A 26,544-nucleotide genomic window follows, 5' to 3' on the forward strand; every position below is an offset into this window, starting at 1 on the left:
TCCATTTTTTAAGAAAAGTGCGGTCAAAATTAATACTGTTTTTATGGCACTACACCACTGGCTGATTACGATAGAACAACAAACGTGGCAAAGCTAAACCCAGCACCAAAGCGCCTAAAATAAAGGTTGTTTGTAAAAAGTTGCTGACCATTTGTTCCGCAAGCGCCGCCGAATAACCTTCATTATGAATTTCAACAATGGCAAGCATGGCTTTGTAAGCATAAATTCCCGGAATCATAGGAATAATTGCCGCAACCGTAAAAACTTTGGGATGTGCTAAAAATCGTTGTGAAATATGCACTCCAATAAATCCAATTAAAGAAGAAGCCAATAATGTAGAAAGTACAAGGGAATAATGGTAATGCAACAATAGCGTGCGCAAACCATGACCCAATGCAGCCAAAATTGCGCAATAAATCAACGCTTTTGGCGGTACATTGAAGATTAGGGCAAATCCCACCGCTGGAATCGCTGCAAAAATCATGTCATCCAATAATAAACCTAATAATTCCATATCAACCTCCCCAATGCCCCAAGTGTAAGACATTCAAGGCGAGAACAATGCCTAAACAAGCAGCAAATGTCAGTGAAGTGGCTAATGTCCAGCGCGCAATGCCCATGCTGATATAGCCTTTTAAGCAGTCTGCTAAGGCATTGACGAGTGGAAATCCCGGTACCAATAACAAAACGCTAGAAGCTTGTGCAATTTGCGGATGATTGCCTAAATTAAAGGTCAAAGCTAAGCCTGAGATCAAAGAAGCCACAAATGCCGTTACACAAAACACAATCATCGGATTAAAATGCCGTTTCCCCAATTCTTGTCGCACCCACATTGCCACGCTAGAAGCCAGAAATGTCAGCATAAAAATCACATGATCGCCGCCTGCCAAATGAGCGAAACAAGCACAAGATAATCCAATCATAAACACCACTAACCAGCGATTGTATTTCAGTGCTTTAATTTTTTCTAACTTCTCTCGCACCAATTGCATATCATAAATGCGATGTTCAGCAGCAACGACAATACGCTGCACTTCGGTCACCACTTGCATATTAATGCCTTTATCAGCATTTTGGCGAATTGTCGTTATGCAATGCCCATTTTGAATCGTCGTGATCATAATTGCACTTGAAGTCAAACCGCATTGTACATTTTCCGCGCCCAAAGCTTTGCCTAAACGCACCGCACTTTGCACCACTACACTACTTTCGACGCCATGTTGCAGCAAAAGCTGCGCCACCAGCATACACAGCCTTGTCATTTCGCGCTGGTTTTCATCGGGTTCCATCATCATTCATGTCCTGCTTATACAAATTTTAATCAGGTTGATGATTATATACCCATTAAGCTGCTCATAATTTGTCTTAAATCAACAAAAAGTGCGGTACAAATTTAATGATTTTTTCACGTTTTAATGCTAATTTAATTCTCATTTAACATTAACTGAGATTTTCTATGCAAAACAATAAAATAATGGATAAAACTATTGTTGTTAAATTTGGGACTAGCACCCTTACGCAAGGTTCACCAAAACTTAATCGCCCCCACATGATTGAAATTGTGCGCCAATTATCACAACTTCACCAAGCAGGCTTTCGTATTGTCATTGTTACCTCTGGTGCTATTGCTGCGGGTCGTGATTATTTAAATCATCCGCAATTACCACCCACTATTGCCTCAAAGCAATTACTGGCTGCAGTAGGACAAAGTCAGTTAATTCAAACTTGGGAACAGCTTTTCGCCATTTATGATATTCATATTGGGCAAATTTTATTAACGCGTGCTGATATTGAAGATCGTGAACGCTTTTTAAACGCACGCGACACTTTACAAGCCTTACTCGACAACCGCATTATTCCTGTTATTAATGAAAATGATGCTGTGGCGACTGCAGAAATTAAAGTAGGTGATAATGACAATTTATCCGCCTTAGCCGCCATTCTCGTCCAAGCAGATCAGCTCTATTTATTGACCGATCAGCAAGGCTTATTTGACAGTGATCCTCGCAAAAATCCTGAAGCAAAATTAATTCCTGTGGTGGAACAAATTACCGATCATATTCGTAGCATTGCAGGTGGTAGTGGCACAAATTTAGGCACCGGCGGTATGTCCACTAAAATTGCCGCAGCCGATGTGGCGACTCGTTCCGGCATTGAAACCATCATTGCTCCTGGCAATCAACAAAATGTGATTGTTGATTTAGCTTATGGAAAAACCATTGGCACCAAATTTACTATCGCCAAAGATCATCTGGAAAGTCGTAAACAATGGTTATTTGCCGCGCCATCTGCTGGTATATTAACCATTGATGAAGGCGCAGAAAGTGCGGTGCTTATTCAGCATAAATCCTTATTGCCTGCTGGAATTAGCAAAGTGGAAGGGCGTTTTTCTCGCGGAGAAGTGGTAAAAATCCGCACACAATCAGGTAAAGATATTGCGCTCGGTATGCCTCGTTACAATAGCGATGCTCTATTACAGATTCAAGGTAAAAAATCGCAAGAAATCGAACAGATATTGGGCTATGAATATGGCGCTGCCGCTGTTCATCGTGATGATATGGTAGTGCTAACGAAATAAACATAAAAAATGCCAGTATTGACTGGCATTTTATTGCTAACTAAAAACCACCTTCTCTGAAGGTGGTTATCGGCTAAAAAGGCTTTGCCTGAAAAAATCGACTCATAGAAAATCCTTGTGGAAGTTATCCCCATAACCAACATAAGGAAAAAACAATGAGTCGATTTAAGAAATCATCGCATGTGATTTGGCATTGTCAATATCATTTAGTTTGGACACCGAAATGTCGCTTTCGGATTTTGAAAGATAAAGTAGGTCGAGAAGTGTATATACAGCTGAGAATCCTTTGTGAGCAGCTGAAAATAGAGATAGTTGAACTGAATGTTCAGCAAGATCATGTTCATCTTTTAGTAAAGATCCCCCCGAAATTATCGGTATCAGATGTGATGGGTCACCTAAAAGGTCGAACAGCGATAAGATTGTTCAATAAGTTTCCGTATTTAAGAAAACATAAATTATGGGGCAATCATTTTTGGGCGAGAGGTTACTGCGTAGACACCGTAGGTGTCAATGCAGAAATGATACGTAGATATGTGAAATATCAAGAGAAACATGAATTGGAAGATAAGCAGTTAAAGCTATCTTCAATGTAAAATTCGGATTCTCAGAATCGGAATTTAGAAACGCCCCTATGGGGCGTCATTCAAAGCCACCTTCTATGAAGGTGGATTTTTACTTATCTCTGTTCTGCTAAAAACGCAAGAGTTTCCTCTCGAGTTGGAATGGAAGGTTGCGCACCTTGACGAGTGACACTTATTGCCGCCGCTGCGTGTGCAAAACGAATTGCGTCCGCAAGAGATTTATCTTCTAAAAGCGCAGTCATTAGTGCACCATTAAAGGTATCGCCTGCTGCGGTAGTGTCTTTCGCATCGACACGAAAACCCGCCACAATTTGCCCATTTTGTCCTCGTTGGCTGACATAAACACCTTTTGAACCCAAGGTAATCAATACTGTTTCAATGCCCTTATTATGAAAAACTGTTGCTGCATTGACCGCACTTTTTTCATCAATTACTTTTATTCCCGTTAAGATTTCTGTTTCGGTTTCATTCGGGGTAATCATATCAACTTGGCTTAATAACTCGTCGGGCAATGCCTGAGCTGGCGCAGGATTTAACACCACTTTTGTTCCCGACTTTTTCGCTAATTTCGCAGCCAAAATCACCGCATTTAAAGGCGTTTCAAGTTGCATTAATAAGGCATCAGACTGCGTAATTTTATCCGCAAAAGTTGTAACAACTTCTTCATTTAACGCGGCATTTGCGCCAGCTGAAATCACAATGCTATTTTCACCACTCTGTGCAACTTGGATCATCGCAATTCCTGTCATGGTTTGCTCAATTTCAACCACAGCTTCGGTATTTATTCCTTCTTTAGCAAAAGTCGCTTTCATTGCCCGGCCAATATCATCATCGCCAATGCAGGCAATAAAATCAATATTGGCACCTAAACGGGCGGCAGCCACCGCTTGATTTGCCCCTTTGCCACCATAAGCAATATGATAATGGTTGCCCATTAAAGTTTCGCCGGGCTTAGCAAAATGTGGAACCGAAATCACATGGTCCGCATTTACACTTCCTAATACAGTTAATTTTTTCATATCAGCCTCATTATAAAATTCAACAGCCATTACCTATAATTAAAAAGGTACGCCAGAATATAAAATCACATTAGCATAAGCCGAACATTCTCCAGTTCGCACAATGGCTTTGCTTGAATGTGTGTATTGCTTAAATACTTGATGGCTCACATATTCCACTTGAATTTTATTTCCTTGCTCTTGTTCCAAACGGGAAAATTGAGCTAAAAGTGCGGTCAAAATTTGCGGATTTTTTTGTTTGATTTCTTCAGCAATGATCACACGCTCCACAAACATTTCCGTTAAAACGGTTTCTAAAGTTTGCAAAAATGTCGGCACACCTGCAGTTAAGGCTAAATCAATGCGTTTGACAGAGGAAGGAATGGGTAAACCTGCATCACAAATAGTGAGGCTATCGGTATGCCCCAAGGTTGCGATAACTTGAGATAATGGTGCATTTAACACCGCACTTTTCTTCATGTTGTTACCTTTTATTTTAATTACCATAAAAATCTACTAAGAAAATTTTATGCGTAATTGACAAAGAAAGGCGCAATGTAATCAATTTTTTTTCAAATTTGTGAACTGCATCAAAAAATGACAGCGTATTTTCTCGAATAAAAGAGAAATTTCCCTTATTTCACATCAATGATAACCACTTCTGATTGTGAACCTAAACGGAAAGGTACGCCCCAAAAGCCATAGCCTGAAGTCACGAAAAAATGCCCATTGCCTATTTTTTTATAGCCATAGTCGAAAAAATAAGTCAATTTGGTTATCAAATTCGCAGGGAAAATTTGTCCTTTATGGGTATGACCAGACACCTGAATATCAATAGGCAATTTTGCATGTTGCTCAATATCTGTTGGCCGATGATCTAGCAAGATAACAGGCAAATCGCTATTCACTTGTTGTAATAAGACTTCCGTTGTTGGACGATTACGATCCAAATCATCATTACGTCCAATTAATATAAAACGGTTAGCAATATTCTGTACTTTATTATCCAAAGGAATAATGCCCGCTCGGCGAATTTCATTTTCAATGCGGACTTCATCACCAAATAAATCATGATTACCCAAAGTAGCATAAACACCTAGTGGTGCTTTTAATTTTGCCAAATGTGGCTGCATTTTTTCGGCTAAATAAGCATTGACGTTATCATCCATAATATCGCCAGGCAGCAAAATCACATCTACTTTTTGTTGCTCAAAAATGTGAGCCAAGCGATCCAATTGCGAGGCCCCAAAGAATTTACCCAAATGAAAATCGCTCGCCATACCAATGCGGAAAGGCGTTGTCGGCTTATCCAATTGAATTTGATAATGAATAACTTGAGGAACATAAGCATTATATAAACTCAAGCCAAAGAATGTGGATAGTAGGAAAGGATAAAAAATGCGTAAACTGCGGTGTAATTTCACCGAGTTTTTACCATATTTTTTCAAAATGAATTGAATAAACCAGACAATCGCGCTGCTATAAGCTGCATAAAGAAGGAATACTAATAATCCTGCACTCAATCTGAATTGAGGATAAATTCGGAAAACAGTTAATAACACAATGGTATTTGCTCCGACAACAATTAAGGCTGAAAGAATCCAACCACCATTTTTTTGCCATTTATCAGCGAATAACCAACGCAAAGTGCGGTGAAAAATCCATAATAACAATTGTAATGACAATGCCACCACAGTGAAAATCACATAATAACGAAATTCCAACTTGATTATCCTCAAAAATAAGCCCTCAATACAGAGGGCTAAAATTTATCTTAAATTACACCGCACTTTGAAAAATCACGTTATCGGCTTTTTTGGTGTAGCTGTTAATTTGGTCAAAGTTCATATAGCGGTAGGTATCGTCTTTATCCTGTTGCAGATCTTGTGCAAAGGCAAGATATTCTTCCAGTGTCGGGAGCTTACCGAGAATCGCAGACACAGCGGCTAATTCAGCGGAGGCTAAATAGACGTTTGCCCCTTGCCCTAAACGGTTCGGGAAGTTACGGGTGGAGGTGGACACCACACTAGCACCATCGGCAACACGTGCTTGGTTACCCATACACAATGAGCAACCCGGCACTTCAATGCGAGCACCGCTTTTGCCGTAAATGCTGTAATAACCTTCTTCGCTTAATAAGGCAGCATCCATTTTGGTCGGTGGGGCGATCCATAAACGAGTCGGGATCATGCCTTTGAATTTGGCGAGTAATTTCCCTGCGGCACGGAAATGCCCAATGTTTGTCATACAAGATCCGATAAAGACTTCATCAATTTTATCGCCCTGAACTTCAGACAATAAACGGGCATCATCAGGATCGTTCGGTGCACATAAAATCGGCTCTTTAATTTCCGCTAAATCAATGTCAATCACTGCGGCATATTCTGCATCAGGATCTGCTTCCATTAATTGCGGATCAGCTAGCCATTGTTCCATGCCCTTAATTCGACGCTCAAGGGTTCTGGCGTCACCGTAGCCCTCTGCGATCATATATTTCAATAACACAATATTGGAATTGAGATATTCAATGATCGGCTCTTTGGCAAGTTTAATGGTACAAGCCGCTGCAGAACGTTCTGCTGAGGCATCGGACAGCTCAAAGGCTTGTTCCACTTTTAAGTGTTCTAAACCTTCAATTTCTAAAATGCGACCAGAGAAAATGTTTTTCTTGCCTTTTTTCTCAACGGTGAGCAAGCCTTGCTTAATGGCATAGTAAGGAATGGCGTGCACTAAATCACGCAAGGTAATGCCAGGTTGCATTTCCCCTTTAAAACGCACCAACACAGATTCGGGCATATCCAATGGCATAACGCCTGTGGCGGCAGCAAACGCCACTAAGCCAGAACCTGCTGGGAAAGAAATCCCAATCGGGAAACGGGTATGAGAATCGCCCCCTGTTCCCACAGTGTCTGGCAGTAACATACGGTTAAGCCAAGAGTGAATCACGCCATCGCCCGGACGTAAGGATACACCGCCTCGATTCATAATAAAATCAGGTAGGGTGTGGTGTGTTACCACATCGACAGACTTTGGATACGCCGCCGTGTGGCAGAAAGATTGCATCACCAGATCGGCGGAGAAACCAAGGCAAGCAAGATCTTTTAGCTCATCACGGGTCATTGGTCCTGTGGTATCTTGCGAACCCACAGAGGTCATTCGAGGCTCACAATATTGCCCTGGACGAATGCCATCCACGCCACAGGCACGTCCCACCATTTTTTGTGCAAGGGTAAAACCTTTTTGATTTTCCACCGCACTTTGCGGTTTGGCAAACACATCACTTTCTGGCAAGCCCAGTTCGCAACGGGCTTTGTGGGTTAATCCACGTCCAATAATTAAAGGAATACGTCCACCAGCACGCACCTCATCTAAAAGTACATGGGTTTTTAGGCTAAATTCTGCCAACACGTCATCTGAATTATAGCGACAAATTTTGCCTTGGTAAGGGTAAATATCAATGACATCGCCCATATTTAATGCACTGACATCCACTTCAATGGGAAGCGAGCCCGCATCTTCCATGGTGTTAAAGAAAATCGGTGCAATTTTGCCCCCTAGCACCACGCCGCCTGCACGTTTATTCGGAATATGCGGAATATCTTCGCCCATAAACCAAAGCACTGAGTTGGTGGCGGATTTACGAGAAGACCCCGTTCCCACCACATCGCCCACATAGGCTAATGGAAAGCCTTTTTCTTTTAATTTTTCCAATTGTTTAATCGGTCCCACATTGCCTACGTCATCAGGTTCAATACCATCACGGGCATTTTTCAACATTGCTAATGCGTGCAAAGGAATATCGGGACGAGACCATGCATCTTGTGCAGGCGAAAGGTCATCCGTGTTGGTTTCCCCCGTGACTTTAAACACGGTAACGGTTAATTTTTCAGCCAGTTTCGGACGAGATAAAAACCATTCCGCATCTGCCCAAGATTGCAACACTTGCTGTGCAGAGGCACTGCCTGCTTTGGCACGTTCTGCCACATCATGGAAATTGTCAAACATTAATAAGGTGTGAGAAAGGGCATTCGCGGCAATAGGCGCCAGCGCATCATTATCCAACGCACTTAACAACGGTTCAATATTGTAGCCCCCTTGCATTGTGCCTAAAATTTGCACCGATTTCTGAGGGGAAATCAACGGAGAAGTGACATCCTGTTTGGCTACAGCGGCTAAAAATGAGGCTTTAACATAAGCCGCTTCATCCACCCCAGCTGGAATACGATTTTCAAATAAATCTAATAAGTAGTCTTCCTGTCCAGCAGGTGGATTTTTCAATAATTCAATTAATTGTGCGGTTTGCTCGGCATCCAAAGGTTTTGGTACGACATTTAACGCTGCACGTTCATCCACATGCTTTTGATAATTTTGTAAGAAATCTCTCATACTCAAGTCCTTGTTATTATATTGTTTTGCTCATTTTTTATTATAGTCTTATGCATAATAATATGCTTTCTTGGGGTTAACAATAAGTATTTTTGGAAGGTTTTCGCTTGCTATGCTAAACTAAGCAAAATTTATAAAATATCAATAATTAGGACTTATTTATGTCAGGTCTCGCTAATTTATATCGAAAAATTCTTCATTTTCCGCTCTCTTTTTTAGTTAAAAATAATCCTATTCCACAAAACCCTATCGAAGAATTAGGTTTAAATACCGAACAACCGATGATGTATGTTTTACCTTATACATCACAAACGGACTTAGTCATCTTTCAGCGTAATTGTTTACATGTCGGTTTGCCAGATCCGCTGGAAGCAAATGAAATCAATGGTACAAAGCTCCCTCGCTATGTTTTTTTAGATGAAGGACATAGTTTTTTTAAATCGAAAGGGGCAAAAAAAGAAACGGAAAAAGTGTTCTATAACTACCTAGAATTACACCGCACTTTACCTGAATTAAATGTGCAATTAATCCCCGTTTCTATCCTCTGGGGACGCGCACCGGGCAAAGAAGATAAAAATGGCTTGCCTAAATTACGTTTACTCAATGGTATTCAAAAAACCTTTGCTGCGATTTGGTTTGGTCGAGACACCTTTGTGCGTTTTTCCCAAGCGGTGTCATTACGTTATATGGTTAACCAACATGGTTCAGATGAAAAAATTGCACAAAAATTGGCGCGTGTTGCCAAAATGCATTTTGCTAAACAACGTATTTCTGCAACGGGTCCGCGTTTACCGAATCGCCAAGCAATGTTTAACAAATTGTTGCAATCCCCTGCTATTTTGCAAGCCATTGAAGATGAAGTAAAAAGCAAAAATATCAGCCACGAAAAAGCAACCAAAGAAGCACATAAAATTTTAGAAGAAATTGCAGCTAATGTAAGCTACGAAGGCTTGCGCGTTGCCGATCGCTTCTTACGTTGGTTATGGAATAAATTATATCAAGGGATTGATGTGCAGAATGCTGATCGCGTGCGCAAATTAGCATTGGACGGACATGAAATTGTCTATATTCCTTGCCACCGTAGCCATATTGACTATTTATTACTCTCTTATGTGCTCTATCATCAAGGTTTAGTGACACCACACATTGCCGCAGGGATTAACCTCAACTTTTGGCCTGTGGGTGGATTATTCCGTCGTGGCGGTGCTTTTTTCATCCGCCGTACATTCAAAGGTAATCGCCTTTATTCCACCATTTTCCGCGAATATTTAGCCGAATTATTCCACCGCGGTTATTCAGTTGAATTCTTCATTGAAGGGGGACGTTCTCGCACAGGTCGATTATTAGCACCGAAAACAGGCATGGTTTCCATGACCTTACAAGCCTTACAACAAGGATTAAGTCGCCCGATTTCTATTGTGCCTGTGTATGTGGGTTATGAACACGTTCTTGAAGTGGACACCTACGCCAAAGAACTACGCGGCGCAACCAAAGAGAAAGAAAATGCAGGCCTAGTGTTACGAGTGATTAAGAAATTGCGTAATCTTGGCAAAGGCTATGTGAATTTTGGTGAGCCTATCGCATTAAATAATTACTTAAACCAACATTATCCTGAATGGAAGCAAACCAACGAAGAACGCCCAACTTGGTTTAACCAAGCTGTAGATCAGGTTGCAAAACAAGTGATGGTGAACATTAATAACGCCGCCGCGGTGAACGCGATGAACTTAACAGGTATGGCATTGCTGTCTTCTCGCCAACGTGCATTAACCAAAGAACAATTGTTAGAACAGTTGGAAAGCTATCAACAATTCTTACAAAATGTGCCTTATTCACAAGATGCCATTATTCCTGCTGAAAGTGCAGAAAACATGCTAAATCATGTGCTGAGTTTAGATCGTGTTGGCATTTTAGTAGAAAAAGATAATTTTGGCGAAATCATCCGTTTAGAACGTAATTCTGCGGTATTAATGACCTATTATCGTAATAACATTCAGCATTTATTCGTGCTGCCATCATTAGTCGCGAGCATTGCTCTGCATTATGAAGCAACGCAAAAAGATTTAGTGCTTGAAGGGGTAAGAAAAATTTATCCGTTCCTACGCAATGAGTTATTTTTACATTTCAGCGAGGAAGAATTACCACATCAAGTGGAACAAATTATCCAAGAACTTGCTCGACAACAACTGATTAAATACAACGACAATTTGGTGAGTATTAATCGCCCTAAAGTCAGAGGTTTACAAATTTGGGCGGCTAGCATAAGAGAAATTTTGCAACGCTATCAAATTTCTGTCAGCCTACTCCGCAATGAGCCAGCTATGTCGCGTGCAAATTTAGAAAAAGAAAGTCAGTCCATTGCGCAACGTTTATCCGTATTACATGGCATTAACGCGCCAGAATTCTTTGATAAAGCCATATTTACAGGCTTTGTAAATAGCTTAAAAGACAATGGTTACTTTGCTGAAGATGGCAATGCGGACATCAATAAATTAAGAGAACTTTCCGACTTATTCGCCCGTTTAATTTCCACAGAAATTAATATGACCATTCAAAGTGCGGTGGAAAAAAGCGAAGATTTTAATGAAAATAAGGATGAAGAACCGAAACCTTAATTAAGTTATTATTAAAATAAAAAGCCTCTCAACGATGAGAGGCTTTGTTTTTTTATGTTAATCAAGTTTCCCATAAAGGCAATTGAATCACCACTCTTAAGCCACCTAAATGACTTTTTTCTGCCCAAACTTGTCCTTTATGTGACTGAATCGTACTTTGCACGATAGCTAAACCTAACCCCACGCCGCCTTTTTCTCGCGTTCTGTCTTCATCAACACGATAAAATGGCGTAAAAATACGGCTATATTCAGCTTCTGGCAAGCCGGCCCCATTATCATCCACCGAAATCATTACCTTTTTATCTTTCAGGGATAAATTAATTTCCAATGCGGAATGGGTATATTTCATCGCATTTCTAATGATGTTTTCCACCGCACTTTCAAGCTGATTTAGGTTTCCTTTAACCCGATAAGTATCGGGTTTCTGAATATGATTATTGACTGTCATCTCCAGCTTCATTTGTTCTGCTTCAAAACGAGCACTTTCCAGTATGCTGTCCCAAATGGCTGGCAAACAAATATCCGAATAGGACACCGTATTCATCATTTGATTACGCGAAACAATCAGCAGCTCTTCAATCATTTTATTTAATTTAAGGATTTCATTATCAATGCGTTCCAATTCAACACTATCGCCCATTTTACGCCGTATTAACGCCGCCGATAATTGTAAACGTGTTAATGGCGTGCGCAATTCGTGAGAAATAGCGGATAGCCATTTGCGTTGATGTGTAATCAAATCCCCCAAAGATTGCGACATATGGTTAAAACTTTTGCCCACTTGACGTAATTCCGCAATACCTTTGGTTTCTAATGCTTTATTAACGGTAAAATCACCCAATGCAACCGCATTTGCGGCATTATTTAGTTGTTGAATAGGCTTGGCTAAACTATAAGCAACAAAGGCAAGCAAAGGCGTTGATAGGAATAACACAACAAACATCAACAACAGAGGATGATCGAATATATAACTGATCACGCGTGTTTGTGGGTCAGCATTATCGATAAAATAACTTGAAAAAACCGCTTGTCCATTATCGTCATTTAAATGGATGGTAAAAGGCCCAGCCAACGAAAAATGATTAAACAGTTTAGTTTGAGGGTTTAGCGGATCGTTAGCGAATTTAATAAATTCTTGTACAAATGGCAGTTCTTCCTTGCTTGCACCAATAATGTTGTTTTGTTGATCAACCAAGATAGGATGAGGCAACTTGATATATTCAGCAGAAACATCACGAGGTAGCAACAACACGCGGATAAACTTTCGGTCTTTCATCGCTGTGATAAGTTCATTGTGATAGAACTTAATTTCAGAGGAAGACAATTCTCTGTATGTACGCGAATCCAGCTGAGGAATAAAAAATGCAATTAATAATAGACCGCCTAAAATAAGCCAAAATAAGACGAAAATTTTAGCTGAAAGCGAGCTAATCACTGACTTAGACATAAGCAATCCAAATTATCATTTAAATATGCATATCATGCAGACTAGAATCTAAATAATCCGTCGAAATCATAATATAGCCACGTCCACGCAAGGTTTTAAACCATAAATGTTCATTGCCTCGTTCAGGCAATTTCTTACGCAAGTTAGACATATGCACATCAACAGAGCGATCATAAGGCGAAAGCGGTTTTCCTAGCACCTTGATACTTAGCTCATCCCTAGTCACCACATTATTCACTTGCGAAATAATCAATTCCAAACAACCGAATTCCGTTATGGTTAATCCCAAGGATTCACCTTTATAGTAAGCTTGCTTGCTCACTTTATTTAAAACAAAATCCTCAAATTGCAAAAGATTATGATCATTATTACCTTTTGAGGATGGGGAACTTTGTTCCGTACGGCGCAAAATCGCACGAATACGCGCAATAAGTTCACGATCATTAAAAGGCTTGGCTAAATAATCATCTGCGCCTAACTCCAAACCTTGCACACGATCCAAATCATCGCCACGTGCTGTTAACATTAAAATAGGCGTATCATAATGACGACGAACTTCTTTCAATGTAGCAATTCCATCCATTACCGGCATCATCACATCTAACAGAATCAAACTATATTTTTGCTTAGCCAACTTGAATAAGGCTTCTTTGCCGTTTTCAGCTTCATCTGTTTCAAATCCTTCCAATGAAAGTAAATCGACCAGTAGGGAACGGATCTCTTTATCATCATCAACAAGTAATAAGGACATCATTTTTCCTCTCTCAACTAAACTGCGGTCAATTCTAATACTTTTTTATAAAAAAAAGAATGATTAAACTCAAAGTTAATACTGTTAATCAAACGCAATCTGTTTTAAAATTCGCAACATTGATTTTGTCCTACTATATTGCCAACTTTAAGTGAGGATTCTATGAAAATTATTGAAGTTAAACATCCACTTGTAAAACACAAAATCGGCTTAATGCGTATGGCTGATATCAGTACTAAACATTTCCGAGAATTAGCTACCGAAGTCGGCAGCCTACTAACTTACGAAGCAACAGCAGATTTAGAAGTAGAAAACGTAACCATTGACGGTTGGTGTGGGCCTGTACAGGTCGATAGAATAAAAGGGAAGAAAGTAACTGTCGTGCCTATTTTACGTGCGGGCTTAGGTATGATGGATGGTGTTCTTGAACATATTCCAAGCGCACGCATTAGTGTTGTTGGGATGTATAGAGATGAAACTACTCTTGAACCTGTTGCTTATTTCCAAAAATTAGCGAGTGATTTAGAAGAACGACTCGCCATTGTAGTCGATCCTATGTTAGCAACAGGTGGCTCAATGATTGCTACTATCGATTTATTAAAACAAAAAGGCTGTAAACATATTAAAGTATTAGTATTAGTTGCAGCGCCTGAAGGTATCAAAGCATTAGAAGCCGCACACCCTGATATCGAACTTTATACTGCCTCTATTGATAGTCATTTAAACGAGCATGGTTATATCATTCCAGGTTTAGGTGACGCTGGCGATAAAATCTTTGGTACAAAATAATCCTTATCCCTTTACAACAAAGTAAAGGGATTTTTATGAAATCTGCGGAAAAACTTGTTGTTTTTTCACCGCACTTTTAAGTTAATTCAGACTGAGAGATGAAACTTTTATGACGAAACAATCGCTTCCAACAGACACCAACCAAAGCACATTTAAACAAGCTTTTGTTGGTTTACAAATGTTATTCGTTGCCTTTGGTGCATTGGTGCTGGTACCACTTATCACTGGCTTAGATTCCAATACTGCATTGCTTACTGCGGGTATAGGTACATTATTATTCCAACTTTGTACTGGTAAACAAGTCCCTATCTTCCTTGCTTCTTCTTTCGCTTTTATTGCACCTATTCAATATGGCGTCCAAACTTGGGGTATTTCCACCACTATGGGCGGCTTAGCCTGTACTGGCTTAGTATATTTAGCATTAAGCACCCTAGTAAAATTACGTGGTGTCGGCATATTAGAACGCCTTTTTCCGCCAGTTGTTGTAGGTCCAGTAATAATTATCATTGGTATGGGACTAGCACCAGTTGCAGTGAGCATGGCAGTAGGTAAACAAGGTGACGCCCAAGTTTATGAATATAGCCAAGCAATTTTAGTGTCATTGATTACCTTATTAACCACGCTCTGTGTTGCGGTATTCTCAAAAGGCATTATGAAATTGATCCCAATTATGTTTGGTATCGCAGTGGGCTATGTCTTATGTTTATTCTTAGGATTAATCAATTTCCAACCCGTAATAGATGCACCTTGGTTTAGCTTACCAAAACTAACTACGCCAGAGTTTAAACTTGAAGCCATCCTCTACTTATTACCCATTGCCATTGCACCTGCTGTAGAACATTTAGGCGGCATTATGGCAATCAGTTCTGTAACAGGAAAAGATTTCTTAAAAAATCCTGGATTACACCGCACTTTACTTGGTGATGGTGTTGCTACAACTACTGCATCATTATTGGGTGGGCCACCAAATACCACATATGCAGAAGTAACTGGTGCGGTAATGCTAACTCGCAACTTCAATCCGAACATTATGACTTGGGCGGCAATTTGGGCAATTGCGATTTCATTTTGTGGAAAAGTCGGTGCATTCTTAGCGACCATTCCAACTATCGTAATGGGCGGTATTATGATGTTAGTATTCGGCTCAATTGCAGTGGTGGGCATGAGCACTTTAATCCGCGCGAAAGTTGATGTCACAGAAGCTCGCAATCTATGTATTATTTCTGTGGTAATGACTTTCGGTATCGGCGGTATGTTCGTCAATGTGGGCGAGCTTTCTGTAAAAGGCATCAGCCTTTGTGCTATCGTTGCTATTATCCTCAATTTAGTTCTACCTAAAGCTGTAAATAACCTCGAAGATTAAAAATAAAATGGGTTAGGTCTTGCCTAACCCACTTTTTTTCCGCTATGCTTAACCGCACTTTTTCAAACTAAGGGATTGCTTTGCAACAACTATCATTACCCATCCATCAACTTGATGATGATACTTTTGAGAATTTCTATGGTAATAATAATTTATTGCTATTGGATTCGTTGCACAAGAATTTCCACCAACTACAACAGCCATTTTTCTATATCTGGGGAGAACAAGGAAGTGGAAAAAGCCATTTACTCAAAGCCGTTGCGAACCATTTGTTTCACCAATACCGTAGTTGTATTTATGTACCATTAAACAAACAAGCTCATTTTTCAACGGAAGTCTTAACTGATTTAGAACAACAAGAAGTGATTTGTTTAGACGATTTACAAGCGGTAGCTGGCGATCGTGAATGGGAATTAGCGATTTTTGATTTATTTAATCGGGTAAAAGAAAAAGGCGACTGCTTATTATTGATCAGTGCGAATCAATCACCTAATGCTTTGCCAATTAAATTGCCAGATCTTGCCTCTCGCTTACGTTGGGGTGAAATCTATCAATTACATCCACTCAATGATCAACAAAAAATCGCCGCCTTACAACAAAACGCACATCAATTGGGAATGGAATTACCCGAAGAAACAGCGCATTTCCTGATTAAACGCTTAGATCGCGATATGCGAACACTTTTTATGACATTGGCAAAACTCAACAAAGCCTCATTACAAGCACAACGCAAGTTGACGATCCCTTTTGTGAAAGAAATTTTACAACTATAAAAAAACCGCACTGATAAAAGTGCGGTTTTTTTTCGACTAGTTTTTTAGAACAACACGCGCGCGCGAATAGTCCCTTCAATTTCTTTTAATTGATGCAACAACTCTAAGGTGTCATCCGATTCAACATCAATGACCACATAACCAATATTTGGGTTGGTTTGTAAATATTGCGCAGCAATATTCACGTTAGCGTCCACAAACACTTTGTTGATTTTGTTCAAAATACCTGGGCGGTTATGGTGAATATGTAATAAACGGTTTGCACCACTGTGTTCAGGCAATGAAACTTCTGGGAAATTCACCGCAGATAAGGTTGAACCATTATCGGAATATTTCACAAATTTACCTGATACTTCCGCACCAATATTTTCTTGTGCTTCAGAGGTTGAGCCACCAATATGCGGGGTTAAAATCACATTATCAAATTTACGCAATGGTGATTTAAATTCTTCTTGTATCGAAGCTGGCTCTTCTGGGAACACGTCTAATGCAGCGCCACGAACACGTCCGCTTTCTAATGCGCTTGCAAGTGCATCAATATCCACAACCGTACCACGAGCAGCGTTAATTAAAATAGCACCTTGTTTTAACTGAGCAATACGTTCCGCATTCATCAGATTTTTCGTTGAGGAATTTTCTGGCACGTGTAATGAAACAACATCACATGATGACAATAAATCATTTAAGCTACGAATTTGCTGTGCATTACCTAGTGGTAATTTATTTTCGATGTCATAAAAGTACACTCTCATGCCTAAAGATTCGGCAATAACGCTTAATTGCGAACCGATATGACCATAACCAATAATCCCCAATTTTTTACCACGCACTTCATGAGAACCGTCTGCTGATTTATTCCATAAGCCACGATGCACATCTGCATTCGCCTGTGGCACATTACGCATTAATAACAAAATTTCGCCTAGCACTAATTCAGCCACAGAACGCGTATTGGAGAAAGGCGCGTTAAACACAGGGATACCACGCATTTCAGCCGCTTTTAAATCCACTTGGTTCGTACCAATACAGAAACAACCAATGGCGATTAATTTTGGCGCACAAGCTAAAACTTCTTCCGTTAAAAAGGTACGAGAACGAATACCTACAAAGTGCGCGTCCTTAATGGCATTTTTTAATTCTTCGCCATCTAGCGCCTTTTTATGATATTCAATATTGGTATAACCCGCTGCACGTAATACTTCAAGCGCACTTTGGTGAACGCCTTCTAACAAGAGAAATTTAATTTTTGATTTATCAAGAGATACCTTAGTCATATTTGCTTTCCTTTTGTATATTATAAATTCGGCTAAAAGTGCGGTGGATTATTCAATAATTTTTGCCCCTTCCGGCGTACCAACAATCACAATATTGGCAGCATTTAAGGCAAAAATCCCATTCGTCACCACACCAGCAACGTTATTTAATTCTTTTTCCATTTCCACTGGATTCATAATTTTAAAATTATGTACATCCAAAATTACATTGCCATTATCCGTTACCACGCCTTCACGCCATTCAGGTGATCCGCCTAATGCCACTAATTTACGTGCCACTTGCGAACGCGCCATTGGGATCACTTCAACTGGCAACGGAAAGGTTGATCCTAATACATCCACTTGTTTGGAGCTATCCACAATACAAATGAATTTTTTGGTTAATGAAGCCACAATTTTTTCACGCGTCAACGCCGCGCCACCACCTTTAATCATCATTTTTTGTGGATTGATTTCATCTGCACCATCAACATAAATATCTAAACTAGAAACATCGTTAGCGCTAAAAACTTCAATGCCTTGTTGGCGTAGCAATTCTTCCGATGCTTTGGACGCAGCAACTGCGCCTTGAATTTGATCTTTAATTGTACCTAATGCTTCAATAAAACAATTGACTGTTGAACCACTACCCACGCCAACAATCGTATCTGGTTTAACATATTTTAATGCAGCTTGGGCTGCCATTTTTTTCATTTCGAGTTGATTCATTTTTATCCCTTTGTTTTATTTAGGTAAACGTTTGCGCAATAAACGACTACTTTAATCCCAATACTGAGCAGAAATCAAGTTATTTTGCTAAAAATTCCGTTAACAATTCATTTAAAAATAACTTGCCTTGTTCCGTCACTTGCCAATACTGATCTGTCTGTTGAATATAACCTTTTTCTAATGCCCAATTTATTGGTTTTTGCACCGCACTTTGGGGTAAACCAGTCAATTGCTCAAATTCAATTTTAGGCACTGGTTCCAACAAACGAAAACGATTCATAAAAAATTCAAATGGGCGGTCTATTGCTTCGACATTTTTTTGTTCGTATAGGTATTCTCCGCGCATATAGCCTTTAGGATGTTTGGTTTTGCTATACCGAATAATATCGCCATTTTCAAAACTCAGCTTACCATGTGCACCACAACCAATGGCTAAATAATCGCCAAAGCGCCAATAATTTAAATTATGCTGACATTGGAAGTTCGGTTTCGCATAGGCGGAAGTTTCATATTGTTGGTAACCTGCTTCAGTAAGCAACAAATGCCCTTGTTCGAAAATATCCCAAAGTTCGTCATCATCAGGCAATTGAGGTGGACGATAAGCAAACATAGTGTTTGGCTCAATAGTTAATTGATACCAAGACAAATGAGGCGGATTAAGCGCTATGGCTTGGCGTAAGTCATTCAAAGCTTGTTCTAAACGCTGCTCTGGCAGACCATGCATTAAATCCAAATTAAAACTGTTCAAACCAGAAACTTGCGCTAAATTCACCGCACTTTTGGCTTCCTCAGCATTATGAATTCGCCCTAAGCGCTGCAATTTATCATCATCAAAACTTTGGATTCCCATAGAAATACGGGTTACGCCCGCTTCAACATAGCCTTTAAAACGTGAGGCTTCCACTGTTCCCGGATTGGCTTCCAAAGTAATTTCAATATGTTGTGAAAAGGGAATTTGTGCTTGGATGCCTTGTAATAACTGCTCAATGCTGGAAGCAGAAAATAAGCTCGGCGTACCACCGCCAATAAAAATGGAATGTAATGGACGATCTTTTACGCTGTCCGTAAAACGTTGCAAGTCTTGCGTTAAATCTTTTAGTAGATGGTCAACATAATCTTGTTCAGGAATCATGCCTTTTTGTGCGTGCGAATTAAAATCACAATAAGGGCATTTCTGCACACACCAAGGAATATGCACATACAAACTAAGTGGTGGTAAAACAAGTTGAGCCATTAACGCACCACAACCGCTGTGCCACTAGCAACAATCATAAACATACTTTTGCCACCATCAATAGAGGCATAATTCACTTCCACCCCAACAATCGCATTCGCACCTAATTTTTGTGCGTGCTGCTTCATTTCTTCAATAGCATCTAAGCGCCCACGTGTAATTTTTGATTCATAAGCGCCAGCACGCCCACCGAAAACATCCGTTACACTTGCCAAGAAATCACGAATAAAGTTAGCGCCCGCGACCACTTCGCCAAAAACCATTTGTTTATATTCAATAATTTGTTTTCCCTCAATATTGGGGGTTGTCGTCACAATCATCTACTTTCTCCTAAAAGTGCGGTGTGTTTTTACGAAGTTTTAAGCGGTTAACTTGGCTTTTAAGATCGCCAATGCTCTGGCGCGATGAGAGATCTTTTTCTTTTCCGCTAATTCAAGTTCAGCAAAGGTGCAATTCACTTCAGGACTAAAAAATAAGCTATCATAACCAAAGCCATTACTGCCCTTTTCTGCAAAACCAATTTCACCAAAACATTCCCCCTCAGCAATAATTGGGGACGGATCCTTTTCATGTTGCAATAACACAATGCAGCTCACGAATTTTGCTTTACGCTGTTCCGCACTTACGCCTTGTAATTTTTCCAGCAGCTTCTGACGATTTTTGGCGTCTGCCTCGTCGCCATCAACACCCGCATAGCGCGCAGAATATAAGCCGGGCTCACCATTCAATGCATCTACAACCAAACCTGAGTCGTCAGCAATTGCTGGCAAACCTGACATTTTGCTAGCATATCTTGCTTTTAAAATGGCATTTTCCACGAAAGTTAAACCTGTCTCTTCTGGGCTTTCAATATTCAAATCTGTTTGTGCAATAACTTCCCAGCCGAATTCTGCTAACACATCGGACATCTCTTTGACTTTCCCCTTATTGCCGGTCGCAAGCACAATTTTTTGTTTCATAAGATTTATTTTTCCTTATTTCTTGGCTAAATTGGCATTATTATAAAGTTTTTTAATGAAAGTGCGGTCATTTTTTACTAATTTTTGTTATAGTAACACCAATTTAATTTTCCTCGCCAATAAAGAAGGGTTTTATGGAAAAGATCATTATTGATGAAGACCAATTTATTCGCACTATTTCGCGAATTTCACATGAAATCATCGAAAAACATCAAAATTTAGACGATATTGTGATCGTTGGCATTAAGCGTCGCGGTGCTGAAATTGCCGAATTGATCAAGCGTAAAATTACCGATTTAACACAGAAAGAATTGCCCTCTATTGATTTAGATATCACCTTTTATCGTGATGATTTAGAGTATGCAGAACCAAGCCAAGCACCAATTTATCATGGTTCTTCTGACTATATTAGCGTGCAAAATAAAACGGTAATCTTAATTGATGATGTACTTTTTACCGGTCGCACCATTCGCGCAGCATTAGATGCTTTAGCGGATTTTGGGCGTGCTGCAAAGGTAGAATTAGTGATTTTTGTTGACCGAGGTCATCGTGAATTGCCAATTCGAGCTGACTATGTGGGTAAAAATGTACCCACCAGTCGCAGTGAGAAAGTTCAAGTTCGTACCATGAAATTTGACAGTTGCTATGAAGTGGCTTTATTGTCAAAATAAGGAACTTTTCTTGAAGTACATAATCTAACCCATTGTCTTTAATTAACTGTACCAACGGATAAATATGAAACTTATGTCTTTAAAATCAATTTTTGTAGTGGCGATCAGTGCCTTTGCTATTTCAACCTCTGCACAAGCGGTAGAACAAGTGGTGGCCACCGTTGATGGCGCACCAATCTTAGAAAGCCAACTAAAACGTGCTTTAGGAAAACGTGCAAATACAGAAGAAAACCGAATGAAAGCATTGGACAGCATTATTGATGATATGCTGTTACAAAAAGCTATTAAAGAATCTGGCGTTAATGTCAGCGCGGCAAAAATTGATCAAATTGTGCGTAATATTGCCGCACAAAATGGCTTAACCTATGGACAATTCCTTGATGTTTTAGACTACCAAGGTATTTCATTACAAAAATTCCGTAGCAACATTCGTAACCAAATTTTAATGTCTGAAGTGCGTAACCGTAGCATTGGCAAACACATTGATGTTAGCCGAGAAGACGTTGAAGCACTCAGCAAACAAATGTGGGAAAATGCAAAAAATAGTGGTAATACAAAAGCGTTAACAACAACGCATTACCAAGTGCGCCATATTTTGTTAAAATTAAATCCAATGTTAAATGACGCACAAGCTAAAGCAAAATTAACTGAAATTCGTTCTGATATCCTTGCGGGTAAAACAACTTTTGCTGCAGCAGCGAAAGATTATTCAAAAGATTACTTATCAGGTGCAAATGGCGGTGACTTAGGTTTTACAGCACCAGATAGCTATGTACCTGAATTTGCCAATACCATTAGAAAAACCAAAAAAGGACAGATTTCTGCGCCTTTTAAAACCGAGTTTGGTTGGCATATTTTAGAAGTAATGGATAGTCGTGATGGCGAGGTAAGCGAAAATGCATTCCGCCAAAAAGCCTATGAAACCTTAGTTAATCAGCAACTTCAAGATGAAGCAAAAGATTGGGTTAAAGCCTTACGTAAAGGTGCTGAAATCAAATATCTAGTAAGATAATTTTTCGGTGGGCAATGCCCACCCTTTTTATTTTTATACATACATTATTATGAATTCCAAAAAACATTTAGGTCATACCGCCCGTAAACGATTTGGGCAAAACTTCTTACATGATGACAATGTCATACAGGGCATTGTTGCTGCCATTTATCCACAAAAAAATCAATTTTTAGTTGAAATCGGTCCCGGTTTAGGTGCTTTAACCGAACCAGTTGCGGATCAAATTGATCATTTAACCGTTGTCGAATTGGACCGCGATCTTGCTGAGCGATTACGCCATCATCCTTTCTTACATCAAAAATTAACCGTAATTGAAACGGATGCGATGCAATTTGATTTTGGCTCACTTTACGAGAAAGAAGAATGTCAAGGGAAAGGACTGAAATTAAGAATCTTTGGTAACCTCCCCTATAATATTTCTACACCATTGATGTTCCATTTATTTAAGTTCCACGACAAAATTCAAGATATGCACTTTATGTTGCAGAAAGAAGTGGTAAAACGCTTATGTGCAGCGCCAAATAGCAAAGCATATGGCCGCTTAACGATTATGGCGCAATATTTTTGCCAAGTGATGCCTGTATTAGAAGTGCCACCAACAGCGTTTAAACCTGCACCCAAAGTGGATTCTGCGGTTGTGCGCTTAATTCCACATGAAACCTTACCTCATCCTGTTAAGGATTTATATTGGCTTAATCGTGTAACCAGCCAAGCTTTTAACCAAAGACGAAAAACCTTACGTAATGCGTTATCTGGTTTAATTTCTGCGGAAAATTTAACCGCACTTAATATTGATTTGAATGCACGAGCAGAAAATCTCAGCATTGCAGATTATGCACGCTTAGCAAATTGGTTATATGATAATCCTCCCGAAATGGACAATGCAGAAATAATTGACTCCGAAGACTAATTATGGCGAATTATATTGTTGGTGATTTACATGGTTGCTATGACGAATTGCAACTTTTATTAGAAAAAGTCCAATTTGATCCTCTAAAAGATCATCTCTACTTAACTGGTGATTTAGTGGCAAGAGGCGATAAATCTTTGGAATGTTTACGCTTTGTTAAATCCTTGGGTAATGCAGCACAAACAGTGCTTGGCAACCATGATTTACACTTACTTTCCACCGCACTTGGTATAAAAAAAGTCAAACCTTGGGATAAAGTCGATGCGATTTTCGCTGCGGAAGATTTCGAAGAATTAATGGATTGGTTACGCCGCCAGTCACTATTTATTCATCAACAACAATTAGGGTTCTGTCTTGCTCATGCGGGTATTTCACCTGATTGGGATTTGCAAACTACGATGGATTGCGCAAAAGAAGTTGAACAAGTGCTCAGTTCAGAGCAATACCCTGATTTGTTAGCTCAAATGTACGATAGCCAACCAGATCGCTGGCAAACGGATTTACAAGGCATTTCTCGTTTACGTTATATCATCAATGTGTTCACGCGTATGCGTTTTTGCTATAGCGATCATCGTTTGGATTTTGAATGTAAATCGCCTGTTTCACAAGCCCCAGACTATCTCAGCCCTTGGTTCAACTTAGATAATCCATTATTTAAACAAGAGCAGATTATTTTTGGACATTGGGCAAGTTTAGTGGATACGCCTGTTCCAAATAATATTTATGCGTTAGACACAGGCTGTGCTTGGGGCAATCGAATGACGTTACTTCGTTGGGAAGATAAGCAATATTTTGTTCAACCTAGCCTACAAAACCGCGGTGTAAAATAAAACAGTTTTTGTAATAAAAAAATGGACGTTAAGCGTCCATTTTTCTTTTTAGGTTTCATTAATTACTATAACGATAAATCGCATCAGCAATTTCTCTGTCTTTGTGCAATCCTCTCACCACATCCTGTAAGGTTAAGGTCAAACTTTTTTGGATATCGAGATTATTCACACCTAGCACACCTTCATCGACACGACTTGCACCAATATTTTTGGTGAAATTGCCTTTCACGCCTTGCACATGAATTTCTAATTGTACGCGTGAAGAGATTTTATGACGAAGATTGCCTTCATCAACCTGAGCGTAAAACTCTTTTACTCGTACTAACAATTGCGTATTCGCTTCTGCACTAGCTAAGCGGAAGCCTTTCGCATTTAAATCTTGTTGTACCACCTGTTGAAATAGTTTAGCCACTTCTGGCGAAGCAGATAATTTTAATAATGAACCAGAAGATGTGTAACTAGATATTTCCGGCTGCGCACGCTCATCTTTTGTGACCACATTAACAATGGCTTTTTGATTCATTGTGTTAAATGCAACGGTTGCTGTTGGCGATGCTGGCGAAAAATGAAGCGTATTGCTCGGTTTATCAGCACAAGCAGCCAATAAAACACTACTTGCCACCAGTGCTACCAACGAAAATGGTTTGCGTAATTTCATAATATGTCCTCAATGTAAAATAATCGTCGCATTATTCTTGCAAACTTACTTTATAATGTATAGCCTTCTTAGCAAATTTTTTATTCATGGAGAATCAAATGACCAAACAACAAGAGCTGATCGATAGATTAACGCAAGAATTTACACCGCACTTTGTTCATGTAGAGAATGAAAGCCACATGCACCGTTCAGGACGCGGCGGTGATTCACATTTCAAAATTGTCCTAGTAAGCGATAAATTCGATCATATCAGCAAAGTGGCGCGCCATCGTTTAATTTATCAATTTCTTTCCGCAGATCTCGAAAATGGCATACACGCCCTTGCTTTACATACTTATACGCTAGCAGAATGGCAAGCGTTAGGCCAACAATATCCACAATCACCAAATTGTACTGGAATTGGCGTATAACTCTTTAGAAGTATTTTTGCAAAAACTCTCATTTTTTAGCCAAATATCACTAAAAATACGGTGTTAAAGTAGAAGAAATGTCGATTTTTAGTTAGAATAGGTTGTTATTTTTGTCTTTATTTTGGGGCAAATACAGAATTTGAGTTTTTATTTTTATGGTTTTACAAAACCATTACTCAATGTGTGGTCATTATTTTTAATTTTTTATAAATAGTGGCTTAATTTTTAAACCTAACGAAAAGTAGTGCAAACAATGATTACGATTAAAAAAGGCTTGGATCTTCCTATTGCAGGGAAACCAGAACAAGTAATCCGTAGCGGCAATGCCGTTACTGAAGTTGCCTTGCTTGGCGAAGAATATGTAGGTATGCGTCCTTCAATGAAGGTACGTGAAGGTGATGTAGTGAAAAAAGGTCAGGTACTTTTTGAAGATAAAAAGAATCCTGGCGTTGTATTTACTGCCCCTGCTAGCGGTACTATTTCTGCGATTAATCGCGGTGCTAAGCGAGTATTACAATCTGTGGTAATTCGTGTTGAAGGTAATGAACAAGTTACTTTCGATAAATACGATGTTGCTGCATTGAGCCAATTAAGCGAAACACAAGTGCGTCAAAATTTACAAGCCTCTGGCTTATGGACAGCATTACGTACGCGCCCATTTGGTAAAGTACCCGCAGTTGATGCAGTTCCTGCGTCAATCTTCGTAAATGCAATGGATACCAATCCATTATCAGCAAACCCAGAAGTAGTCCTAAAAGAACATTGGCAAGATTTTGTGTATGGTTTGACTGTGTTAAGCCGCCTACATCCAAATGGCAAAATCCATTTATGTAAAGCTGGCGACACAAATATCCCAACAGCAGATATTGAAAACCTTGCAATTCATGATTTTGGCGGTCCACATCCAGCGGGTTTAGTGGGTACTCACATTCACTTTATCGATCCTGTTAGCGTAACTAAACAGGTATGGCATTTAAACTATCAAGATGTCATCGCATTCGGTAAATTGTTCACCACTGGTGAGATCTATACAACACGTGTTATTTCATTAGCAGGTCCACAAGTCAAATCGCCTCGTTTAATTCATACACACCTTGGTGCGAATCTTTCTCAATTAACAGAAAATGAATTAAATGAAGGACAAAATCGTATTATCTCTGGTTCTGTATTACATGGTAAGAAAGCGGAAGGTCCACATAACTATTTAGGTCGTTATGCATTACAAGTTTCTGTTATTGCAGAAGGTAGCGACAAAGAATTTATGGGTTGGATTACACCACAAGCAAGTAAGTACTCAATTACACGTACCGTTTTAGGTCACTTTGGTCGTAAATTATTCAATTTTACCACCGCAGTTAATGGTGGCGATCGTGCAATGGTACCAATTGGCTCTTATGAGCGTGTTATGCCATTAGATATCTTACCAACTTTATTATTACGTGATCTTGCTGCGGGCGATACAGACTCAGCTCAAGCACTCGGTTGTTTAGAGTTAGAAGAAGAAGATTTAGCACTCTGTACTTTTGTTTGTCCGGGTAAAACCGACTACGGTTCACTCTTACGTCAAGCATTAGATAAGATTGAGAAGGAAGGTTAA

General features: G+C 39.6%; 26 protein-coding genes. 12 read left to right on the forward strand and 14 right to left on the reverse strand.

Annotation, left to right across the window (positions count from 1 at the left end; genetic code table 11):
- Positions 1 to 49 precede the first annotated feature (49 nt).
- Both ACUXZ4_RS09670 and ACUXZ4_RS09675 read right to left on the reverse strand, forming a co-directional pair.
- Positions 50 to 514 carry a threonine/serine exporter family protein gene (locus ACUXZ4_RS09670; RefSeq protein ID WP_464972988.1) on the reverse strand — a complete coding sequence of 155 codons (465 nt, stop codon included), beginning with the start codon at positions 512 to 514 and terminating at the stop codon, positions 50 to 52.
- Position 515: 1 nt separating this feature from the next.
- On the reverse strand, positions 516 to 1,295 hold the full coding sequence (locus ACUXZ4_RS09675) for a threonine/serine exporter family protein (RefSeq protein ID WP_464972989.1): 780 nt from the start codon (positions 1,293 to 1,295) through the stop codon (positions 516 to 518).
- A 161-nt stretch (positions 1,296 to 1,456) separates the two neighbouring features.
- On the opposite strand from ACUXZ4_RS09675, the gene proB reads away from it, so the two are divergent.
- A complete protein-coding gene (gene proB, locus ACUXZ4_RS09680) occupies positions 1,457 to 2,578 on the forward strand; it encodes a glutamate 5-kinase (RefSeq protein ID WP_464972990.1) in 1,122 nt (373 codons plus the stop codon).
- 155 nt (positions 2,579 to 2,733) lie between these two features.
- Positions 2,734 to 3,171: an IS200/IS605 family transposase gene (gene tnpA, locus ACUXZ4_RS09685; RefSeq protein ID WP_464972197.1), complete on the forward strand. Its 438-nt coding sequence runs from the start codon at positions 2,734 to 2,736 to the stop codon at positions 3,169 to 3,171.
- An 83-nt stretch (positions 3,172 to 3,254) separates the two neighbouring features.
- Here the strand turns inward: tnpA and rbsK are convergent, their stop codons facing one another.
- The 4 genes from rbsK to acnB form a co-directional block, all read right to left on the reverse strand.
- On the reverse strand, positions 3,255 to 4,178 hold the full coding sequence (rbsK, locus tag ACUXZ4_RS09690) for a ribokinase (protein WP_464972991.1): 924 nt from the start codon (positions 4,176 to 4,178) through the stop codon (positions 3,255 to 3,257).
- 39 nt (positions 4,179 to 4,217) lie between these two features.
- A complete protein-coding gene (gene rbsD, locus ACUXZ4_RS09695; protein WP_464974031.1) occupies positions 4,218 to 4,637 on the reverse strand; it encodes a D-ribose pyranase in 420 nt (139 codons plus the stop codon).
- Between the two features lie 155 nt (positions 4,638 to 4,792).
- A complete protein-coding gene (locus tag ACUXZ4_RS09700; RefSeq protein WP_464972992.1) occupies positions 4,793 to 5,881 on the reverse strand; it encodes a metallophosphoesterase in 1,089 nt (362 codons plus the stop codon).
- A 55-nt stretch (positions 5,882 to 5,936) separates the two neighbouring features.
- Positions 5,937 to 8,543 (reverse strand): bifunctional aconitate hydratase 2/2-methylisocitrate dehydratase, encoded by a 2,607-nt coding sequence (acnB, locus tag ACUXZ4_RS09705; protein WP_464972993.1) that lies wholly within the window; start codon positions 8,541 to 8,543, stop codon positions 5,937 to 5,939.
- 161 nt (positions 8,544 to 8,704) lie between these two features.
- On the opposite strand from acnB, the gene plsB reads away from it, so the two are divergent.
- A complete protein-coding gene (gene plsB, locus ACUXZ4_RS09710; RefSeq protein WP_464972994.1) occupies positions 8,705 to 11,158 on the forward strand; it encodes a glycerol-3-phosphate 1-O-acyltransferase PlsB in 2,454 nt (817 codons plus the stop codon).
- A 61-nt stretch (positions 11,159 to 11,219) separates the two neighbouring features.
- Here plsB and cpxA read toward each other — a convergent pair whose 3' ends face one another.
- A complete protein-coding gene (gene cpxA, locus ACUXZ4_RS09715) occupies positions 11,220 to 12,605 on the reverse strand; it encodes an envelope stress sensor histidine kinase CpxA (RefSeq protein WP_464972995.1) in 1,386 nt (461 codons plus the stop codon).
- 19 nt (positions 12,606 to 12,624) lie between these two features.
- Positions 12,625 to 13,359 (reverse strand): response regulator, encoded by a 735-nt coding sequence (locus ACUXZ4_RS09720; RefSeq protein ID WP_464972996.1) that lies wholly within the window; start codon positions 13,357 to 13,359, stop codon positions 12,625 to 12,627.
- A 159-nt stretch (positions 13,360 to 13,518) separates the two neighbouring features.
- Here ACUXZ4_RS09720 and upp point away from each other — a divergent pair, with 159 nt between their 5' ends.
- The 3 genes from upp to hda all read left to right on the forward strand — a co-directional run bounded on the left by upp (position 13,519) and on the right by hda (position 16,281).
- Positions 13,519 to 14,145 (forward strand): uracil phosphoribosyltransferase, encoded by a 627-nt coding sequence (upp, locus tag ACUXZ4_RS09725; RefSeq protein WP_464972997.1) that lies wholly within the window; start codon positions 13,519 to 13,521, stop codon positions 14,143 to 14,145.
- Between the two features lie 109 nt (positions 14,146 to 14,254).
- Positions 14,255 to 15,508, forward strand: a complete 1,254-nt coding sequence (locus ACUXZ4_RS09730; protein WP_464972998.1) for a nucleobase:cation symporter-2 family protein — start codon at positions 14,255 to 14,257, stop codon at positions 15,506 to 15,508.
- Between the two features lie 80 nt (positions 15,509 to 15,588).
- On the forward strand, positions 15,589 to 16,281 hold the full coding sequence (gene hda, locus ACUXZ4_RS09735; RefSeq protein WP_464972999.1) for a DnaA inactivator Hda: 693 nt from the start codon (positions 15,589 to 15,591) through the stop codon (positions 16,279 to 16,281).
- Between the two features lie 44 nt (positions 16,282 to 16,325).
- On the opposite strand, the gene serA is transcribed toward hda, so the two are convergent.
- The 5 genes from serA to rdgB all read right to left on the reverse strand — a co-directional run bounded on the left by serA (position 16,326) and on the right by rdgB (position 20,456).
- Positions 16,326 to 17,555, reverse strand: coding sequence for a phosphoglycerate dehydrogenase (serA, locus tag ACUXZ4_RS09740; protein ID WP_464973000.1), 1,230 nt, complete (start codon positions 17,553 to 17,555; stop codon positions 16,326 to 16,328).
- A gap of 48 nt (positions 17,556 to 17,603) precedes the next feature.
- Positions 17,604 to 18,263, reverse strand: coding sequence for a ribose-5-phosphate isomerase RpiA (gene rpiA, locus ACUXZ4_RS09745; RefSeq protein WP_464973001.1), 660 nt, complete (start codon positions 18,261 to 18,263; stop codon positions 17,604 to 17,606).
- Positions 18,264 to 18,342: 79 nt separating this feature from the next.
- The gene (gene hemW / locus ACUXZ4_RS09750; protein ID WP_464973002.1) at positions 18,343 to 19,497 is read right to left on the reverse strand and encodes a radical SAM family heme chaperone HemW; all 1,155 of its coding nucleotides are present in this window, start codon (positions 19,495 to 19,497) and stop codon (positions 18,343 to 18,345) included.
- Positions 19,497 to 19,817, reverse strand: coding sequence for a YbjQ family protein (locus tag ACUXZ4_RS09755; protein WP_464973003.1), 321 nt, complete (start codon positions 19,815 to 19,817; stop codon positions 19,497 to 19,499). The genes hemW and ACUXZ4_RS09755 overlap by 1 nt, the downstream gene beginning before the upstream one ends.
- A 39-nt stretch (positions 19,818 to 19,856) precedes the next feature.
- The gene (rdgB, locus tag ACUXZ4_RS09760) at positions 19,857 to 20,456 is read right to left on the reverse strand and encodes an RdgB/HAM1 family non-canonical purine NTP pyrophosphatase (RefSeq protein ID WP_464973004.1); all 600 of its coding nucleotides are present in this window, start codon (positions 20,454 to 20,456) and stop codon (positions 19,857 to 19,859) included.
- Between the two features lie 134 nt (positions 20,457 to 20,590).
- On the opposite strand from rdgB, the gene pyrR reads away from it, so the two are divergent.
- The 4 genes from pyrR (at position 20,591) to apaH (ending at position 23,879) form a co-directional block, all read left to right on the forward strand.
- Positions 20,591 to 21,127: a bifunctional pyr operon transcriptional regulator/uracil phosphoribosyltransferase PyrR gene (gene pyrR, locus ACUXZ4_RS09765; protein WP_464973005.1), complete on the forward strand. Its 537-nt coding sequence runs from the start codon at positions 20,591 to 20,593 to the stop codon at positions 21,125 to 21,127.
- Between the two features lie 64 nt (positions 21,128 to 21,191).
- A complete protein-coding gene (locus ACUXZ4_RS09770; RefSeq protein ID WP_464973006.1) occupies positions 21,192 to 22,139 on the forward strand; it encodes a peptidylprolyl isomerase in 948 nt (315 codons plus the stop codon).
- A gap of 49 nt (positions 22,140 to 22,188) precedes the next feature.
- Positions 22,189 to 23,049, forward strand: coding sequence for a 16S rRNA (adenine(1518)-N(6)/adenine(1519)-N(6))-dimethyltransferase RsmA (gene rsmA, locus ACUXZ4_RS09775; protein ID WP_464973007.1), 861 nt, complete (start codon positions 22,189 to 22,191; stop codon positions 23,047 to 23,049).
- 2 nt (positions 23,050 to 23,051) lie between these two features.
- Entirely contained in the window at positions 23,052 to 23,879 is an 828-nt protein-coding gene (apaH, locus tag ACUXZ4_RS09780; RefSeq protein ID WP_464973008.1) for a bis(5'-nucleosyl)-tetraphosphatase (symmetrical) ApaH, read from the forward strand.
- Positions 23,880 to 23,937: 58 nt separating this feature from the next.
- Here the strand turns inward: apaH and ACUXZ4_RS09785 are convergent, their stop codons facing one another.
- Entirely contained in the window at positions 23,938 to 24,537 is a 600-nt protein-coding gene (locus ACUXZ4_RS09785) for a YajG family lipoprotein (protein ID WP_464973009.1), read from the reverse strand.
- A 98-nt stretch (positions 24,538 to 24,635) separates the two neighbouring features.
- On the opposite strand from ACUXZ4_RS09785, the gene ACUXZ4_RS09790 reads away from it, so the two are divergent.
- Both ACUXZ4_RS09790 and ACUXZ4_RS09795 read left to right on the forward strand, forming a co-directional pair.
- Entirely contained in the window at positions 24,636 to 24,947 is a 312-nt protein-coding gene (locus ACUXZ4_RS09790) for a BolA family protein (protein WP_464973010.1), read from the forward strand.
- Positions 24,948 to 25,200: 253 nt separating this feature from the next.
- Positions 25,201 to 26,544, forward strand: a complete 1,344-nt coding sequence (locus ACUXZ4_RS09795) for a Na(+)-translocating NADH-quinone reductase subunit A (protein ID WP_464973011.1) — start codon at positions 25,201 to 25,203, stop codon at positions 26,542 to 26,544.

Source organism: Reella acinonychis, assembly GCF_052828705.1.

Excerpts from the sequence above, each read along its gene's own strand:
- apaH (WP_464973008.1), top strand. The coding sequence starts at position 23,052 with ATGGCGAATTATATTGTTGGTGATTTACATGGTTGCTATGACGAATTG.
- cpxA (WP_464972995.1), bottom strand. The coding sequence starts at position 12,605 with ATGTCTAAGTCAGTGATTAGCTCGCTTTCAGCTAAAATTTTCGTCTTA.
- rsmA (WP_464973007.1), top strand. The coding sequence starts at position 22,189 with ATGAATTCCAAAAAACATTTAGGTCATACCGCCCGTAAACGATTTGGG.
- ACUXZ4_RS09790 (WP_464973010.1), top strand. The coding sequence starts at position 24,636 with ATGACCAAACAACAAGAGCTGATCGATAGATTAACGCAAGAATTTACA.
- acnB (WP_464972993.1), bottom strand. The coding sequence starts at position 8,543 with ATGAGAGATTTCTTACAAAATTATCAAAAGCATGTGGATGAACGTGCA.
- ACUXZ4_RS09755 (WP_464973003.1), bottom strand. The coding sequence starts at position 19,817 with ATGATTGTGACGACAACCCCCAATATTGAGGGAAAACAAATTATTGAA.
- ACUXZ4_RS09785 (WP_464973009.1), bottom strand. The coding sequence starts at position 24,537 with ATGAAATTACGCAAACCATTTTCGTTGGTAGCACTGGTGGCAAGTAGT.
- tnpA (WP_464972197.1), top strand. The coding sequence starts at position 2,734 with ATGAGTCGATTTAAGAAATCATCGCATGTGATTTGGCATTGTCAATAT.
- rdgB (WP_464973004.1), bottom strand. The coding sequence starts at position 20,456 with ATGAAACAAAAAATTGTGCTTGCGACCGGCAATAAGGGGAAAGTCAAA.
- serA (WP_464973000.1), bottom strand. The coding sequence starts at position 17,555 with ATGACTAAGGTATCTCTTGATAAATCAAAAATTAAATTTCTCTTGTTA.
- ACUXZ4_RS09730 (WP_464972998.1), top strand. The coding sequence starts at position 14,255 with ATGACGAAACAATCGCTTCCAACAGACACCAACCAAAGCACATTTAAA.
- ACUXZ4_RS09670 (WP_464972988.1), bottom strand. The coding sequence starts at position 514 with ATGGAATTATTAGGTTTATTATTGGATGACATGATTTTTGCAGCGATT.
- rpiA (WP_464973001.1), bottom strand. The coding sequence starts at position 18,263 with ATGAATCAACTCGAAATGAAAAAAATGGCAGCCCAAGCTGCATTAAAA.
- hemW (WP_464973002.1), bottom strand. The coding sequence starts at position 19,497 with ATGGCTCAACTTGTTTTACCACCACTTAGTTTGTATGTGCATATTCCT.
- ACUXZ4_RS09675 (WP_464972989.1), bottom strand. The coding sequence starts at position 1,295 with ATGATGATGGAACCCGATGAAAACCAGCGCGAAATGACAAGGCTGTGT.
- pyrR (WP_464973005.1), top strand. The coding sequence starts at position 20,591 with ATGGAAAAGATCATTATTGATGAAGACCAATTTATTCGCACTATTTCG.
- rbsD (WP_464974031.1), bottom strand. The coding sequence starts at position 4,637 with ATGAAGAAAAGTGCGGTGTTAAATGCACCATTATCTCAAGTTATCGCA.
- plsB (WP_464972994.1), top strand. The coding sequence starts at position 8,705 with ATGTCAGGTCTCGCTAATTTATATCGAAAAATTCTTCATTTTCCGCTC.
- upp (WP_464972997.1), top strand. The coding sequence starts at position 13,519 with ATGAAAATTATTGAAGTTAAACATCCACTTGTAAAACACAAAATCGGC.
- ACUXZ4_RS09720 (WP_464972996.1), bottom strand. The coding sequence starts at position 13,359 with ATGATGTCCTTATTACTTGTTGATGATGATAAAGAGATCCGTTCCCTA.
- ACUXZ4_RS09770 (WP_464973006.1), top strand. The coding sequence starts at position 21,192 with ATGAAACTTATGTCTTTAAAATCAATTTTTGTAGTGGCGATCAGTGCC.
- proB (WP_464972990.1), top strand. The coding sequence starts at position 1,457 with ATGCAAAACAATAAAATAATGGATAAAACTATTGTTGTTAAATTTGGG.
- ACUXZ4_RS09795 (WP_464973011.1), top strand. The coding sequence starts at position 25,201 with ATGATTACGATTAAAAAAGGCTTGGATCTTCCTATTGCAGGGAAACCA.
- rbsK (WP_464972991.1), bottom strand. The coding sequence starts at position 4,178 with ATGAAAAAATTAACTGTATTAGGAAGTGTAAATGCGGACCATGTGATT.